This window comes from Brachybacterium endophyticum (genome assembly GCF_003130585.1).
Taxonomy (GTDB): domain Bacteria; phylum Actinomycetota; class Actinomycetes; order Actinomycetales; family Dermabacteraceae; genus Brachybacterium; species Brachybacterium endophyticum.
On record NZ_QFKX01000003.1, the window covers coordinates 271,453 to 287,904 of the forward strand.

The window sequence follows — 16,452 nt, forward strand, 5'->3', positions numbered from 1 at the left end:
TTTGACCAGTATAGGGTGGAGATGTCCCCTTCGGAACAAGGTGGCACCGATACACAGGATCAACGACGACGAGGCGGTGGAGTCGGCGGCGGGCGGCACGATCCGCGCTCGGCGGCCGGTCCGCACCCGCGAACGAGGGGTTGTTCGATGGTGGACACGACGACACGGGCGGAGCTGGCGCCGACCACGCCGGTGTTCGTGATCGACAGACGGTTGCTCGAGACCTTCGTCGGGCGTTTCCGGCGAGCTCTGGATGCGCAGTGGCCAGGAGCGATCCTGTCCTACTCGTTCAAGACCAACTCGCTGCCCTGGTTGCTCGCGCACATGCGCCGAGAGGGGGTGTGGGCGGAGGTCGTCTCCGACGCCGAGTACGACCTCGCGCTCGCGCTCGGCTACGACCCGGCCCGCATCGTCTTCAACGGCCCGGTCAAGAGCCGCGACCGACTCCGCTTCGCCCTGCGCGCCGGATCGGTCGTCAACCTCGACTCCAAGCGTGAGATCGAGTACGCCGCCGAACTCGCGCGGGAGGAGCCGTCCCGATCGGTCGCGGTAGGACTGCGCGTGAACTGGGATCTGGAGGCGCGCTGCCCCGGGGAGAGCACGACGGGGAGCGAGGGGAGTCGCTTCGGCTTCGACGTGGACAACGGCGATCTCGACCGGGTGATCCGGACGCTGACGGACGCGGGCGCCCGCGTCGTCGGCCTGCACATGCACCGCAACTCCTCGACGCAGAGCCTCGACGTCTACCGTGCTGCCGCCACCGTGGCCGCCGAGATCATCGCCTCGCGCCGGCTCGAGCTGGACTGGGTGGACATCGGGGGCGGGTTCTTCGGCAGCCTCGAGGGGCGCCCGACGTTCGAGGACTACGTGCGCGTCATCCGGGAGACGCTCGAACCCGTGGTCGACGTGCAGCGCACGCGCCTGGTCGTCGAGCCCGGTGGGTCCCTGATCGCCCTCCCCGTCGAGTTCCACGCGAGCGTGCTCGACGTGAAGGACGTGGGCCCCCGCCGGCACGTGGTCACCGATGCGAGCCGCACCGACATCGATCCGCTGTTCCGGCGTCGCCGCCCCTTCGCGATCTCCACGGACGCCACCTCCGAGGTGGAGCTGCCCGAGCAGATCATCGACGGGTTCACCTGCATGGAGGACGATCGGCTGACGCGTCTGCACGACGCCCGCGAGCTCGCCGTCGGCGACCGGCTCGTGTTCGCCGGGGTCGGTGCGTACACCATGAGCTACCAGTCCACGTTCATCGAGTTCCCTCCCGCCGTCTACGTGCGTGACGGGCAGACGTTCACGCAGGTGCGCAGGCGCTGGGGTGCCGCGGACTACCTGCGCGGGAACGACTGGGAGACCGAGGCCCGCGAGGACCGGGAGAGCATCCCGACCGCAGCAGGCATGGAAGGGGCCGCCGGGGCGGCAGCGACCGCAGGCACCGCCGCGACGCCGTCCGAGGACAGGGCCGATTCGGTCCGCACGGTCAGCGCGGCGCGCTGACCACCGTGAACTCCTCCCGGCGGGCCGTGGTCACGCCGGCCTGGTAGCGCAGGAGCGAGGGGTCCGCGGCGAGGCCCGCGGCCGAGCGCACGAGCGCGCCGGGAAGATCGGCGCCCGCGCGGTGGCAGAACGGGTAGCCACCGCCCAGGCGCGGGTTGATGTCGATGACCAGCGGCTCGCCCGCGGCGGTCTCGCGCAGATCGACGTCGATGGCCCCGGAGGGGCGCAGCAGCTCTCCGATCGCGCCGATCACACCGCGGAACCGTTCCGGGTCCACGGTCGTGGCGACGTCGGTGTCGCCCCCGCGCATCACGTCCTTGCGCCGCGCGAGCACACCCAGGAGATCACTCCGTCCGTCGACGTCGAAGACGCCGTCCACGCCGTACTCGGATCCGGGGAGGGCCTCCTGGACCACGACGGCCGAGAGGTCGCCGGTCGCGGGGAGCCCGTCGGCCCCCAGGGCGGTGCGGGCGGACTCCTCCACCGCCGCGGCGAGATCCGCCGGGGACGCGAGCTGCAGTCCCGTGGATCCGCTGCCGAAGCGGTGCTTGATGACGAAACGGTCCTCGGGACCGGACGAGCTCCGCAGGGAGGCGATCTCGCTGCCCAGCACGGTCGGCGGCGTCGGGATGCCGTGCTCGGCGAGCGTGGCGGCCATCCGGTGCTTGTCCAGCACGATGGGCTGGACCCGGGGGTCGAGCACGGCGACCCGACACCCGAGCTCCCTGATGCGCCCGGCGAGCTCTCCCGAGAGGATCTGCAGCTCGTAGTCGTTCAGCGAGACGAACAGCTCGGGGCGTTCGCGGGTGCACCACTCCAGCAGCGCGTCCGGGTACTCGGGGCTGTTGTACGCCGGCATCGCCGCGACCCTGTCCGCGATGCCCACGCTGGGGCTCAGCGAGCGGTACTCCATGGCGATGACCTCGCCCCTCACGCCCTGGGAGGACAGCGCGTGGCGGAACCATTCCAGGTAGTGCGCACGACGACCTGCGGATGCGATGACGATCTTCATGCGGTGTGACCTCCGGATCGTTGTGAGGCGGTGTGACCGGCCCCTGGGGTGGGCGGGAAGGGACGGGATGGATCGCTCGGCTCCGCACTCGTCGCTCTGCGCCGGTCCGTGCGCGAGGGGATCCAGAGAGGTGCTGCGATCAGTTCGGCGAGCGCGGCGAACCAGATCACGGACGCGGTGCCGACGGTGAGCACACCACCGACGGTGATGACGATGATGATGACGGTGTGGAGGATGCGGCGCACGATCAGGCGCCGACCGGAGAACCCTCCGCGCCCTGCGAACTGGATGAAGGAGGGCATCGACGTCGTCCAGACCCACGCACCGACGGCAAGGGCGTGAGGTGCCATCTGGACGATGATCGTGTCAGGTCCGAGCACGCTCCACCGGCCGAGGACCGCCAGTCCCGCCGCGACACAGGCTCCCTCCACGGCGCCGATCGCGCTGATGATCAGCAGTGTGCGCATCGTGCCGCCAATCGCTCCGCTGATGATCCTGGCTCGGAGCATGTCGACGACGAGCCGGACGGGGTAGGTCAAGGAGCTGGCTGCGCGATGCAGGGCGAGGGCGAGCACGCCGCCGAAGATCCCGACCAGATACGGGGTTCCGACGGACTCGGTGGTCTTGATCGCCGATTCGCCGGTGAGCAGCACGATGTCGCGCTTGTTGGTGCGGACCCACGCTCGGGTCGAGCTGAGGCTGGCGCGGGGAGCGACGGCGAGGACGAGGCTCGCGACCAGTGCGGACACCGCCCAGCACAGGAGCGCGGTGAGCGGGGAGTATGCGTCTGCGACGAGGAGGAGGACGGCGACGACGGCGGAGGTCGCTGCCCCGGTGACATCGGCGATGCCGCATCGACGCATCCTTCCCGCCGCGATCATCCGGTACCCCACCCCACTGCGGTAGACCGCCAGCGCTGTCGCCGCCGCTGCGGCGAGTCCCAGGGTGAGGGAAGCGGTGCTGACCCCGACGACCACGCCCACCAGGGCGCCGCTGGCGGTCGCCATGCTCGTGAGCGCCGCCTGGAACATGTGCACGAGGCCCGGCGTGGGATCGATGCGGCGCAGGATGCGGGCCCAGACGTCGCTGATCGTCGCGTAGGTGATGGCGACGGAGGCCGCGAACCCGAGATACACGGCGGAGTAGAGCGCGTAGCCGGAGACCGAGAGCGTCAGCATCGGCACGAGCTGGATCACCGCGATGCTCGCGATCTGTCCGGCCATCAGCCAGAGGTAGGAGAGCCCCCTCATCTGGCTCTCCGCGCGACGTCGCGGTAGAAGGCGAGGAACTGCTCCCGCACGAGCGGCCTGTCGAACTCGGCCAGCACGCGGCGTCGTCCCTCGGCGCCGAGCTCCGCCCGCAGCCGGGCATCCCCGAGGAGACGGTCCAGGCAGCGGGCGAGCGACCTGCTGTCGTGGGCGGGGAACAGGAGTCCCGTGCGGTCGTGGACGACGGCGTCGCGGATCCCCGGGATGTCGCTCCCCGCCGTCGCCACCCCCATCGAGGAGGCCTCGAGCAACGTCTGCCCGAACCCTTCGCGGTACGAGGGCAGGACGAGCACGTCCATGGAGGCGAGGAATGGGCGCACGTCGGCCCGGAAGCCGGTGATGTGCACGCGAGGATCCTCTTCGAGCGTCTCCATCACCCGGGGGTCGACCGGGTCCGTCTCCTCCGGGGCGCCGACGAGCAGGAGGTGGGCATCGGGATGGATGTCGCGGATCTCCTGCCACGCATCCGCGAGTTCCGCGATCCCCTTGTCCCTGACGACCCGACCCACGAAGCCGATCACGGTGGCGCTCGCGGGGATCTCCAGCTCGTGGCGCGTCGTCGCGACCGTCCCGGCGAAGCGCGATGCGTCGAAGGCCGCGGTGTCGACGCCGTTGATCGTGCCTGCTCCGATCACCCTGCCCTTGCCCGGGCAGATGATGTGCTCCGCCTCGGCGTACTCCAGAGCGGACGGGCTCACGCAGAGGACCGCGTGCGCGCTCGCGCACGCGACCCGCTCGGCCGTCTTGAGCAGGACCCTCTGTGCGCCGGTGGCGGTGGCGAACCGGAGACCGTGGATCTGGTAGACGCACACGGGAACGCGAGCGATCCTCCCCGCGAGCGTGACGAGCAGCCCCGCCTTGGGGGTGTGCGCGTGCAGGATCTCGGGTCTCTCCTTCTTGAGCACCCTGACCAGGCGGGCGAGCGCGACCACGTCGGCCGCCGGCGAGATGGCGCGTTTCATGTCCACGGAGATCGCTCGCGCCCCTTCGGATGCGGCGATCTCCTCGAGCTCGGCCGCGGGGGACGAGAGCAGCACGACCTGCGTCCCCTCCTCGCCCAGGTGCTTCGCGTGGCCCTCGAGGAAGCGCAGCGTGGAGGGGACGGTCGTGGCATGCAGGAGCTTCATGTCGGGGTCCTGTCGTCGTGAGGGTCGGTCGTCGCCGGTGACGCCGTGTCCGATTATGTATGAATGTCCCGGATGTCAGATTTTGAGTGTACCCTACGGTAACGCGCCTCCAGGAACGACCGAGGTGCGACGTAGTCCGCGGCACGATGCGCGCGGGACGAAGATCGAGGGTCGGTGGGACGTTGGGGGATGTGCGCGATGAACGAGCCGTGCAGACAGTGCCGAAGGGGAGCGCCCGTGCGCCCCGGCAGGTCGTCATCGGGAAGCGGGCGCGAAGGATGACGGCGCCCGCGCAGACAGTCGTCCCGCATGCCGTGCGAGCGGAGGAGCGCACGCACGGCGACCACCATCTCGTGCGCGAACTGCGCACACGGTGGCGGTTCATAGCGCTGGTGACCCTGGTCGCGCTGCTCCTGGGGGTCGCTGCATCGCTGCTGCTCCCCAAGCAGTACGACGCGGAGACGCAGCTCCTGGTCTCGGTCAGCTCCGCCGACGACGCCGTGGCTCTGAGCCAGGGCAGCGATTTCTCCGAGCAGCGGGTGCAGACCTACATGAGCGTGGCGACCAGCCGGCCCGTCATGGAGAAGGTGATCGAGGACCTCGGGCTCCACACGACGCCGAACGAGCTGGCGGAGAAGGTCACGGCCGAAGCCGTTCCGGAGACCGTGCTGCTGACGATCACGGCTCGCGACACGGATCCGGACCTGGCCGCGGAGATCGCGAACTCGACCGCTGAGAACCTCATGGCGGAGATCGGCTCCCTCGAGAAGGGGGACGGGGAGAACTCGACCCCTGTCAGGACCGTGGTCGTCGAGAACGCGATCGCACCGACGACAGCGTCCTCCCCCTCGGTGCTCCGCAACGGCCTCCTCGCGATGATCGGTGGCTGCGCGCTGGCGATCATGTACGTGTACCTGCGGTCGATCCTGGACACCAAGGTGCGTTCCGCCGACGCGCTCGCCGAGGGGACGCCCCAGATCCCGATGCTGGCGAGGATCCCGCGGGACCCGGGGCGGGCCAGCGATCCGGCCGTGATCTCGGGACACGGGGCCTTCACCACCTCCGAGGCGTATCGCATGCTCCGGACCCGCCTGAGGTACGCGAACATCGACGGAAGCGTCAGCTCGATCATGGTCACGTCGGTCGCGGAGGGCGAGGGAAAATCCTCCGTGGCGAGCCTGTTGGCGGCCGCGCTCGCGGACAGCGGGGTAAACGTGCTCCTCATCGATGCCGATCTGCGGCGCCCCAGCATCGCCGAGAAGTTCGGGCTCGAAGGGGACGCCGGGCTGACGGCAGTGCTCACGCGTCAGGCGTCGTTCCGCGACGTCGTCCAGGAATCGCCGACCACCGGCGTCCAGGTGATGACGGCCGGCGTGGAGTCCCCCAATCCGGCTGAGCTCCTCGAGTCGCAGACCATGCGCGATCTGCTGAGCGAGCTCTCGGAAGAGTACGACCTGGTCATCATCGACACCCCGCCCGTGATGGCGACGGCCGACACGCTCTCGGTGGCCGCCGTGGCGGACGAGGTGCTGCTCGTGGTGCGCACCGACGGGAAGGTGACTCGGCGCGCGGTGCTGCGGGCGGTCGACAGCCTCACCTTCGTCGGCGCCCGTCTGCTCGGAACTGTCGCCACCTTCTCGAAGGTCGACAGGTCCCAGGCGTCGAGCTACTACTACTGAGTCCGGGCTTCGCATGAACGCACTGGCACAGGGCCGCCGTGACGAGGATGCGGCGGATGACGACCGTTTCAGGATCCTGGTGGTCTGCACCGGGAACGTGATCCGTTCGCCGTTCGCGGCCGCACTCATGCAGGCGAGCTTCGATGCGCACCTTCCGGGGCGGGTGGAGGTCGGCAGCGCCGGCACGGCCTCTCGCCGCGGTCAGCCGGTCGACGGGTGGACACGAGAGGAGCTGGAGGGGCGCGGCCTCGATGCGTCCGCGCACAGGAGCAGGATGCTCACGGCGCCGGACCTGCGGGCGGCGGACCTGGTCCTGGGGATGACGGAACAGCACACGAGGGCCGCTCTGGAGCTCGCGCCGTCCGGGCTCCGCGTGACGTTCATGCTCACCGCCCTGCAGAGGATCGTCGTGAACTGCGACGGCATCGTGGAGCTGGATCCCGATGACGATCCGACCGTCGGCCCGACCGGCCGGATGCGCTCGGTCATCCGAGCGGCAGACCGGTGCCGGGAGCTCGGTGCCGGCGCCCGTGCCGTGCAGGATCCGCGGGGTCTGGGCATCGAGGTGCATCGGGAGGCGATCGCTCAGGTGGACGCCGCCGCTGCCGCCATCGTGACGGCGCTGTTGTCGGCGAAGGGGAGGAGCTGATGAGCGTGGGCCACCAGGAGCAGGGCTGCGTCGTCGACTCGTCCCCGGTGCGCGTGACATCGGGACGCTGCCGCACCGCGGCCACCTCGTTCCCGACCAGGCAGGCGGCACTGCGATGACGATCCTCGCCTGCGTCGTGACGGTGCTGTTCAGCAGCGCGATCGGTGTGCTGCTGCTGCATCGGGCCTATGGACCGGTTGCAGCCGGAGTCATCGTGGTCCTCTCCCAGGGACTGAGCCTCGTGGCGACGGCGGAGAGGTACGTCTCCGAGATCGCCGATCCTCACTACGTCGACGAGTCCACGGATGCCTTCCGGTACATCGAGGGAGCCAGGGCGCGCTGGGAGGCGGACGTCCCTCCGTTGGACGGGATCACGGTCGGCGACGGCACCAACAACATGTACGTCGTGGGCCAGTGGTTCTTCACGGTGTTCGGCGATGACAAGGCCGCGGTGTTCCTGGCGGGTTCGACGGTGGGTCTGGTGGGGCTGTGGCTCAGTGCGCTGGCGATCCGCATCGTCGTGCCGGATGCCCCGGTGGTCCTGGGGTTCCTCGCCACTGCGGCGCCGTCGGTCGCTTACTGGTCCTCGAGCTTCGGCAAGGACTCCCTGACGTTCCTCTCGGTGGGGATGTGCCTGTGGAGCGTCGCTGCGATGACGACCCGGCGTCGAGTCGGCGCGTTGCCGGTGCTGGTGTTCATGGTCGGGGACGCGCTGATGCTGCTGATCCGCATCGACATCGGTGTCGTGCTGCTGGTGGCGCTCGCCGTGGCGATCACGGGCGTCCGGGATGGTTCCGTCGTCCGGTTCCGTCGAGTCGTCCTCGGCGTGGTGTTCGTCGGCGCCCCGGTCGGTCTGCTGGTGGCGTCCGCCCTCCACCTGGACGATCCGTGGGGCGTCGTCAGCTCGTTCAGCGGAACAGCTGACCGCACGGCCATCGGAGGATCCTCCGTCGGCGAACGCCAAGGCAGCAGCCTCGCCGGGGTGATCTCGGGATCCGTCACGGCGCTCCTGCGACCGTTGCCGTGGGAGTTCGGGATCGGTGGGCTGGTCTCGTGCGTGGACACGATCGCGGTCCTGGTGCTGATCTGGGCGATCGTGCGCGCCCTCAGGGGGAGGTTCACGTGGGGGTACCCGGAGGCCTTCTGCGTGGTGTTCGGCGCGTTCTTCGCCATCGCGGTGTTCGCGGAGCTGACCCAGATCGGGAACGTGGGCCTGCTGGTGCGGCTGCGATCGCTGATCGTGCCCGTGCTCCTGATGATCATCGCCGCTCTCTGGAGCTGCACGGACCCCCGTGAGGTCGAGGAGCCCGTGCGGGCGAGCGGTCGGCGGGGTGGCGTCCCGCGGTAGACCCGACCCCCTCACGGGGGTTCACACATGGTCACCATCCTTCAGCCCGACCCGACCCCTCCCGTAGCTTCCGTGGCCATGACAGCGCCCACGACCCTGCCCGAGCTCGAGGCGGCGGTGACCGCCCGCCGGCGGCCCGCGCTCAGCTACGAGCTGTTCCCGGCGCGCACCGACACCACCTTCGAGCGGCTGCGCGACACCATCGCGCAGCTCGAGACCACGGCGCCCGACTACGTCTCCGTGACCAGCCGTACCGGACATCGGAACCTCGCGCGGGTCCTCGAGCTCACCGACCACGTGCTGCACGAGACGGATCTGCGCCCGCTCGTGCACGTGACCTCCATCGGCTCGTCCCGTGCGGAGCTGCGCACCGTGATCGAGGCGCTCCTGGACCGGGGCGTGCGCGGCATCCTCGCGCTGCGCGGGGACCAGGAGGAGGGCCACGATCTCGAGGACGACGAGATCCCCTTCGCCCGCCCCCTCGTCGACCTCGTCCGGGAGGTAGAGCGTGCGCGCACGGCCGCCCTCGCGGGCGGTCGGATGAGCGTGGGCGTGGCCGCCTACCCGCACCGCCATCCCGAGTCCCCGACGTCCCAGCACGACCTCGAGGTGCTGCTCGCGAAGGAGCGGGCGGGAGCGGATTTCGCGATCACCCAGGTCTTCTTCGATCCCGCCGAGTACTGCGCCCTGATCACGAAGGCACGTGAGGCCGGCCTGAGGATGCCCGTGATCCCCGGCTTCGTCCCGGCCACGAACCCGCGCCGCCTCGAGCGCCTCGCCGAGCTCTCCGGGGTCCCGCTCCCGCGCGACCTGATGCACTCCCTGGAGACCGCGCGGGACGAGGCCGAGCAGCGCCGGGTCGGCGTGCGCTGGAGCGTCGACCTGATCGCTCGCGTCCTGGATGCGGGAGCTCCCGGACTGCACCTGTTCACCTTCAACCGCCACGCCGAGTCCCTCGACGTGCTCGAGACCCTCGACCTGGACCGATGGTCCGCCACCACCACAGGAGATGACCGATGACGACCGCTCCCCGCACCCCGGACGCCGACGCCGGCACCGATGCCGACGCCGACGCCGCCACCGGCCCCGCCGTCCGCACCCCGCTGCCCGCCGCGACTCCCGTCGGCTACCCGCGCATCGGCCCCGACCGCGAGCTGAAGAAGGCCGAGGAGGCCTACTGGGCCGGTCGCATCGACCGCACCGAGTTCGCCGCGCGCGTGCGGACCCTGCGCGGCGCGACCCGCGCCCGTCTCGCCGGGCTCGGCCTCACCGCCGCGGCCTCGGTGCCCGAGACGTTCTCGCTGTACGACCAGGTGCTCGACGCCGCACTCGCCGTCGGCATCGTCCCGGACCGCTTCGCAGGCGTGCTCGGCACCGACGGCACCGTCGACCTCGACGGCTACTTCGCCCTCGCCCGCGGCACCGCGGACCAGCCGCCGCTCGAGATGACCAAGTGGTTCGACACGAACTACCACTACCTCGTGCCCGAGATCGGGCCGGACACCGACCTGCACGTCGCCTCCACCCAGGTCGTCGACCTGTTCCGCGAGAGCCTCGCGGACGGTGCGGGGGAGGGTGCGGGCACCCGGCCCGTGCTCGTCGGCCCGCTGTCCCTCCTGCTGCTGGCCAAGGCGCAGGACGGCGCCCCCGAGGGCTTCGACCCGCTGGACCGGCTCGACGAGGTCGTCGCCGTCTACGGCGAGATCCTGCGCCTCCTGCACGAGACCGGGGCGTCGTGGGTGCAGCTGGACGAGCCCGCTCTCGCCGCCGACCAGCGCATCGACCCCGGCACCCTCGCCTCGCTGCTCGAGCGCGCCGAGGGCCGTCTCACCACCGCCGAGGCGCGCCCGCAGATCCTCGTCACCACCCCCTACGGGGGCATCGGCGACCTGCTGCCCGCCCTGCTCGCGACCGGTGTCGAGGCCGTCCACCTCGACCTCACCCGCGGCGACCTGCCCAGCGTCGACCAGCTCGCGGGCGTCGGCGGCACGAGGATCCTCGCCGGCCTCGTCGAGGGTCGGTCCGTGTGGCGCACCGAGCTGCCCACCGCCGCCGCCCGGCTGCGGCTCCTGCGCGAGCGCACGGCCGCGGCCGGTGGGGACGCAGATGCCGTCGCCGTCTCGACCTCCGTCTCCCTCCAGCACGTGCCCCACACCCTCGCCGACGAGACCGACCTGCCGGCCGATCTCCTGGCCACCCTCGCCTTCGCCGACGAGAAGATCGGCGAGCTCGTCGCCCTCGCCGGCGGCGACATCGAGCCCGGGTCGGCCGACGGTCCCCGCTCCGTGCCCCGCACCTTCGCGGGCGTGCGTCGCGACGAGGTCCGCGGGCGGGCCGCCGCGCTCACGCGCTCGGATCTCGAGCGCTCGGCCTTCGAGGTCCGTGCCGCGGCGCAGCAGTCCGTGCTCGGCCTGCCCGTCCTGCCCACCACGACGATCGGGTCCTTCCCGCAGGTGGCGAGCGTGCGGAGGGCACGCGCCGACCATCGCGCGGGACGCCTCGACGATGCCGGCTACGAGCAGGCGATGCGCGAGGAGATCGGCCGGGTGATCGACGTGCAGGAGGAGCTGGGCCTGGACGTCCTGGTGCACGGCGAGCCCGAGCGCAACGACATGGTCCAGTACTTCGCCGAGCACCTCGACGGCTTCGCGACCACCCGGAACGGCTGGGTGCAGTCCTACGGCTCGCGGTGTACGCGCCCCTCGATCCTCTTCGGTGACGTCGCCCGGCCTGAGCCGATCACGGTGGCCTGGTCGCAGTACGCGCAGTCGCTCACCGACAAGCCCGTCAAGGGCATACTCACCGGGCCGGTGACGATCCTGGCGTGGTCCTTCGTGCGGGACGACCAGCCGCTCGGCGAGACGGCCGACCAGGTCGCGCTCGCCCTGCGCGACGAGATCGCCGACCTGGAGACCGCGGGTCTGGGCATCGTGCAGGTCGACGAGCCGGCCCTGCGTGAGCTGCTCCCGCTGCGCGCCGCCGACCAGGAGGCCTACCTGCGCTGGTCCGTGGAGGCGTTCCGCCTGGCCACCTCCGGTGCCGCCGACGCGACCCAGATCCACACCCACCTCTGCTACTCGGAGTTCAACGAGGTCGTGGACGCCATCGACGCGCTCGGGGCCGACGTCACCAGCATCGAGGCCGCCCGCTCCCGCGGCGAGATCCTCGAGGCCCTGGACCCCGAGCGCTTCTCCCGCGGGATCGGCCCGGGCGTGTGGGACATCCACTCCCCGCGCGTGCCCGCCACCGAGGAGATCCGCGATCAGCTCGCCGCCGCACTGCAGCGGGTGGGGGAGGGGCGCCTGTGGGCGAACCCCGACTGCGGGCTGAAGACCCGCGGCTACGAGGAGACCAGGGCCAGCCTGCGGAACCTCGTCGAGGCCGCGCGGACGGTCCGGGAGACCGCAGGGATCGGCGTCCCCGTCGGCTGACGGGAGGGGCGGGCGGCCCGCGACGGATCGTCGCGGGCCGCATCCGCTCACCAGGTCGAGTACTCGAGCTGGATCTTCCCCTCGTCGTCGATGCCCACCGTGCCGTACAGCGAGATGCTGGCCTCCTCCGTCTCGGAGGTGGCCTTGTCCCCGTCCATGAACGGCTTCTCCTTGTAGGAGTACGTGGCGCTGCCGGCGCCGTCGAAGCCGGTGTCGAAGCTCCAGCTCTCGCCGTCCTGGTCCACCGTGACCGTCGGGTACTCGTCGATGGACCAGGAGCCCGAGTCCTCGACCGGCTCGTAGACGTAGGCGCTCATCGGGCATCCCTCGGGCTCGGGGTCCGTGCTCTTCGCGCACTCGTCGAGATCCGCGTTCACCTGCGACTGGACTTCCTTCGTGCCGGCCTCGGAGAGCTCGTAGGTCGGCGCCGCGTACAGCTCCTCGGAACTCATCGGGTCCACCGGGACGCTGACGTCGCTCGGCGTCGCGGAGATGAACTCGGAGGTCGAGGGGAGGGAGAACTCGTAGGTCCCGGGCAGCACCGACAGCATCGCGAAGCCCTCCGAGACGTCCAGGTCGGAGACGTCGAGCTCCGTGTCGTTGACCAGGACGGTGCCGGCACCCTCGGGCACCGACAGGGCGACGCTCGGGTACTCCACCGCGCCCAGGCGCCAGGCCGGGAAGACGACGCCCGTGCGACCGTGCTTCTCGACGGTGTACGTCTGCTCCGAGGTCACCCCGTCCTGCGTGATGTCGGCGGTGACCAGCACCGAACCGTCCTCCTGGCGGTCGGATCCGGTGATCTCGTGACCGCTGATCCGGGTGTCGGCGGCCCCGGCGATGTCGTCCGTGAGCAGCTTCTGCTGGGCCGTCGGGACGTTCGGCGGCGCGAGCTCGACGGCGCCCGAGGCGTCGCCGTCCTCGAGCGCGGAGAGGTAGGCGTCCACGCTCTTGTCCGGCGCGTAGACGGTGCGGGAGACGACCGCGTAGGCGATCACCGCTCCTGCGATGACGACGCACAGTCCGCCGACGCCCGCGACGACGCCGATGACCGTGCGGCGCGCGCGGCGGGACAGCGGCCGACGCTGCGCCCCGCTCGACGGACCGAAGCCGCCGACGGGCGCGGTCGCCGCCGCCCCGGCGGATGCCGCCCCTGCTGCCATGGCGCCGGCGGGTGCCGCACCCGGGGCCGAGGCCGAGGTGCCGGCAGGAGTCGCCGCGGTCGCGGCCGGAGCGGCGAGGGGCCGGCGGAACCAGGAGAGCGACCGGCGCGGCAGCGCGGGCACCAGGAACGGTGCCACGAAACGGGACAGCAGCTCCACGACGATCCCGGCGAGCAGGGCCAGTGCCGGTGTCCATCCGGCGAGGCCGAACGATCCGGTTCCCTGCTGCGAGCCGAAGAAGTCCGCCTCGACCCGGAAGGACATCGACAGCCGGGAGATCACGAGCAGGACGACGCCGCTCAGGAGGTAGGCGAAGGGGAGCGCGACCCAGGAGATCGCCAGCGCGATGATGTTCCCGGGGACGATCCGACGGCCGTGGTGCCACGGCAGGGAGACGACGACCAGGACGACGAGCCCCAGCAGCAGCGTCAGCAGCCACACGTACCAGGGCAGCGAGAAGACCGTCTCCCGGAAGGTGGGGATGCCCTCGGGGACGAACTCGTACGCCAGCTCCGGGAGGCCGGCCTTGGCGGTCAGCGAGGAGAGCAGGGGCAGGCCCGTCAGGCCGCCGAGGAGCTGGCCGCCCAGCAGGGGCAGCAGCAGGATCGTCGCGAGGACCGTGGGGTTCTCGCCGTCGAGCAGCTGACGGATCGATCCGACCACCACCAGCAGCGCGCCCACGGCCACGCTGATCACGATCGCGTGCACCACGGCGAGCTTGAACGCGGCCGGCAGATCGCCGACCACCGGCCACCAGGCCGGTCGCGACCGTCGGCTGGTGCGTCCGAGCCCGAGGGCGAGCGTGATCAGCACGAAGGCACCGAAGAAGGTGTCGAAGCCCGACGCGTGCACACGCAGCCCGTAGCCGTCCGTGATCGGGATCGGCTGGGCGAGGATGAGAGCGAGGAGCACAGTGACCAGTGCTGTCGCGAACCCGGTGATCACCGCGCTGGTCCAGATGCCCAGCAGACCGGTGTCGCGGCCGCGCTGGATGCGGCGCCCGCCGAAGAACGCCAGCAGGAGCATCACCACGGTCACCGGGACGGGGAGGAACCGGATCGCGGCGTCGAAGGTGGCGCCCTCGATCGTCGCGTGCGTGCCCAGGGATCCGAACATCGCCATCGCGACCAGCTGGAACGGTGCGCGCAGGAAGGCCGCGATGCTGTTCAGGGTGCCTTCGGTGTCGACTCCCGACGAGTCGAGCTCGGACTCGACGGCGCTGTCGGCGCCGCCCGAGAGGCTGAGGGCGAGCGCGGCGACGGCCAGGATGATCGCGAGGCCGCTCATCAGCAGACCGCCCACGTAGGCGATGCCGCCCACGGCCAGCGAGCGCAGGGGGCTCTCGAGGCCGACGGCCGAGAGCTTGGCGAGGACCTCGGCGGGCGTCATGGTGGCGGGCGCGGTCTGTGCGCTCTGCGCGTCCGGCCCGGTCTGTGGGGTCGGCCCGGTCTGCGCGGCGGGCGCACTTTGTGCCGAGGGCGCGGAGGGCACGGAGGGTGCTGAGCCGTAGGACGGAGCCGGGGCGTGCGGCCCGGTCGGGCCGGACGGGCCGGCCGCAGAGGGGGCGGAGCCCGGGACGTTCTCCGCCCCCGGCTCACCGTAGGAATAGGCGTCGCGCGCCCGGTCCGTGCCGCCCGCTGCGGGGGCCGTTTCCTGTGATGGTCGCGCGTCGTCGGGCGTGGTCATGCGTGTCCCCCTGGGGTGCTCCGGTGTGAAGGTCGAGACGGGACTCGCGTGCGCTGGGGGACCCCACCACGGGATCCGATCGATCAGCGTCCGTACCAAGAATGCTCAACCTGTTCCCAGGATAAGGCAGGGGACCGACATATGGCGATGTGGCCCGTTTCCGGGGCCGTCGCGACGACTACGCGCCGGTACGCATCCAGTCGTCGCCCCGCACGCGCACGCCGAGTGCCACCGCCCGGGCGACCATGAACAGCAGGTTGGTGGCGACCCAGAGGGCGGCGAGGCCCAGCGGTCCGCCCGGCGCCCAGAGCCAGACGATCGCGGCGAAGGGCAGCACGGCGAGCATCGTGAGCATGCCCGCGCGGGCCAGGTAGGGGGCGTCCCCGGCGCCCATCAGCACGCCGTCGAGGACGAACACGTACCCGGCGACGGGCTGGGCGATCACGAGAACCCAGAGGGCGGCACGCAGGCTCTCCTGCACGGCCGGGTCGGGGCTGAAGACCGAGGGGACCACGTAGCTCGCGCCCAGCAGCACGACACCCACCACGGCGCCGCCGCCCACGCCCCAGCGGGTGAGGCGGGAGGTCACCGCGTGCACGGTGTCGGTCTCGGCCGCTCCCAGGTGGCGACCGGTGAGGGCCTGACCGGCGATCGCCAGGGCGTCCAGGGCGAGCGAGAGCAGCATGAACACGGTGCTGGCGAGCTGGTGCGCGGCCAGCTGCACCTCGCCGAGCCGGGCGGCGACGAGCACGGTCGCGATGGTGACGATCCTGAGGCTGAGCGTGCGCACGAACATCGGCAGGGACTCGCGGCCGGTCGCGGCGACGGAGCCGGGATGCGGTCTCAGCGCCACGTCCTGACGTCGGGCATGGCGCACCACGACCGCGAGCAGCACGAGCGCCATCAGCCACTGGCTGATCACGGTGCCGATCGCGCTGCCGGCGATGCCCAGGTCGAGCCCGAAGATCAGCAGGGCGTTGAGCGGGATGTTCAGCAGTGCCCCGCCCACGGCCACGATCAGCGGCAGGCGCGCGTCCTGCAGCCCGCGGATCAAGCCCGTGGTCGCCTGCACGGAGAGCATCGCGGGGAGCCCGAATGCGGAGATCCTCAGGTAGACGGATGCCTGGTCGGTGACGGCGTCCCCCGCCCCGAAGAGCCCGAGCAGGGTCGGCCCCAGCGCCGCCAGCACCAGCAGGCAGCCGGCGCCGATCAGCAGGGCGAGCCAGGCCGCGTCCACGCCACGGGCGATCGCCTCGCGGATCCTGCCGGCGCCGAACGCCCGGGCCACGGCGGCCGTCGTGGAGTACGCGAGGAACACGGAGAGTCCGACCACCGTGGTCAGCACGGTCGAGGCCAGGCCGAGGCCGGCGAGGGAGGTCGTGCCCACGCGCGCGATGAACGCGGAGTCGGTCATCACGAACAGCGGCTCGGCGACCAGGGCGCCCAGGGACGGCAGCGCGAGGCGCAGGATGTCGCGGTCCACGGAGCGTCGGGCCGCGGCGGCATCGGAGGAGGGGCGGGGCACGGCTCCATCGTGCCAGGACCTCGCCGTGCCGGAACCGTCGACCGACGGGGGACGGGTCACATGGATC

General features: G+C 71.3%; 11 protein-coding genes. 6 read left to right on the forward strand and 5 right to left on the reverse strand.

Features of this window, described 5'->3' with window-relative positions; genetic code table 11:
* Positions 1 to 147: 147 nt before the first annotated feature.
* Positions 148 to 1,497 carry a type III PLP-dependent enzyme domain-containing protein gene (locus DEO23_RS10090; RefSeq protein WP_109275892.1) on the forward strand — a complete coding sequence of 450 codons (1,350 nt, stop codon included), beginning with the start codon at positions 148 to 150 and terminating at the stop codon, positions 1,495 to 1,497.
* Here the strand turns inward: DEO23_RS10090 and DEO23_RS10095 are convergent.
* Genes DEO23_RS10095 through DEO23_RS10105 form a run of 3 tightly spaced genes read right to left on the reverse strand, consistent with a single transcriptional unit; the run spans position 1,481 to position 4,904 of the window.
* Positions 1,481 to 2,509 carry an ATP-grasp domain-containing protein gene (locus tag DEO23_RS10095; protein WP_109275893.1) on the reverse strand — a complete coding sequence of 343 codons (1,029 nt, stop codon included), beginning with the start codon at positions 2,507 to 2,509 and terminating at the stop codon, positions 1,481 to 1,483. The genes DEO23_RS10090 and DEO23_RS10095 overlap by 17 nt on opposite strands.
* On the reverse strand, positions 2,506 to 3,759 hold the full coding sequence (locus DEO23_RS10100) for a hypothetical protein (protein WP_109275894.1): 1,254 nt from the start codon (positions 3,757 to 3,759) through the stop codon (positions 2,506 to 2,508). Before DEO23_RS10100 ends, DEO23_RS10095 begins: the two co-directional genes overlap by 4 nt.
* Positions 3,756 to 4,904, reverse strand: a complete 1,149-nt coding sequence (locus tag DEO23_RS10105) for a glycosyltransferase family 4 protein (RefSeq protein ID WP_109275895.1) — start codon at positions 4,902 to 4,904, stop codon at positions 3,756 to 3,758. The genes DEO23_RS10100 and DEO23_RS10105 overlap by 4 nt, the downstream gene beginning before the upstream one ends.
* Before the next feature lie 209 nt (positions 4,905 to 5,113).
* Between DEO23_RS10105 and DEO23_RS10110 the strand changes: the two genes are divergently transcribed.
* The 5 genes from DEO23_RS10110 to metE all read left to right on the forward strand — a co-directional run bounded on the left by DEO23_RS10110 (position 5,114) and on the right by metE (position 12,011).
* On the forward strand, positions 5,114 to 6,583 hold the full coding sequence (locus DEO23_RS10110; RefSeq protein WP_165831798.1) for a tyrosine-protein kinase domain-containing protein: 1,470 nt from the start codon (positions 5,114 to 5,116) through the stop codon (positions 6,581 to 6,583).
* A gap of 13 nt (positions 6,584 to 6,596) precedes the next feature.
* Complete coding sequence (locus DEO23_RS10115) at positions 6,597 to 7,232, forward strand: arsenate-mycothiol transferase ArsC (protein WP_109275897.1); 636 nt, start codon at positions 6,597 to 6,599, stop codon at positions 7,230 to 7,232.
* Between the two features lie 115 nt (positions 7,233 to 7,347).
* On the forward strand, positions 7,348 to 8,580 hold the full coding sequence (locus tag DEO23_RS10120) for a hypothetical protein (RefSeq protein ID WP_109275898.1): 1,233 nt from the start codon (positions 7,348 to 7,350) through the stop codon (positions 8,578 to 8,580).
* 78 nt (positions 8,581 to 8,658) lie between these two features.
* Positions 8,659 to 9,600, forward strand: a complete 942-nt coding sequence (locus DEO23_RS10125; RefSeq protein WP_109275899.1) for a methylenetetrahydrofolate reductase — start codon at positions 8,659 to 8,661, stop codon at positions 9,598 to 9,600.
* On the forward strand, positions 9,597 to 12,011 hold the full coding sequence (metE, locus tag DEO23_RS10130) for a 5-methyltetrahydropteroyltriglutamate--homocysteine S-methyltransferase (protein WP_109275900.1): 2,415 nt from the start codon (positions 9,597 to 9,599) through the stop codon (positions 12,009 to 12,011). Before DEO23_RS10125 ends, metE begins: the two co-directional genes overlap by 4 nt.
* Before the next feature lie 47 nt (positions 12,012 to 12,058).
* On the opposite strand, the gene DEO23_RS10135 is transcribed toward metE, so the two are convergent.
* The gene (locus DEO23_RS10135) at positions 12,059 to 14,665 is read right to left on the reverse strand and encodes a hypothetical protein (protein WP_133249864.1); all 2,607 of its coding nucleotides are present in this window, start codon (positions 14,663 to 14,665) and stop codon (positions 12,059 to 12,061) included.
* A gap of 373 nt (positions 14,666 to 15,038) precedes the next feature.
* Positions 15,039 to 16,385 carry an MATE family efflux transporter gene (locus DEO23_RS10140; protein ID WP_240613339.1) on the reverse strand — a complete coding sequence of 449 codons (1,347 nt, stop codon included), beginning with the start codon at positions 16,383 to 16,385 and terminating at the stop codon, positions 15,039 to 15,041.
* Positions 16,386 to 16,452: the final 67 nt, after the last annotated feature.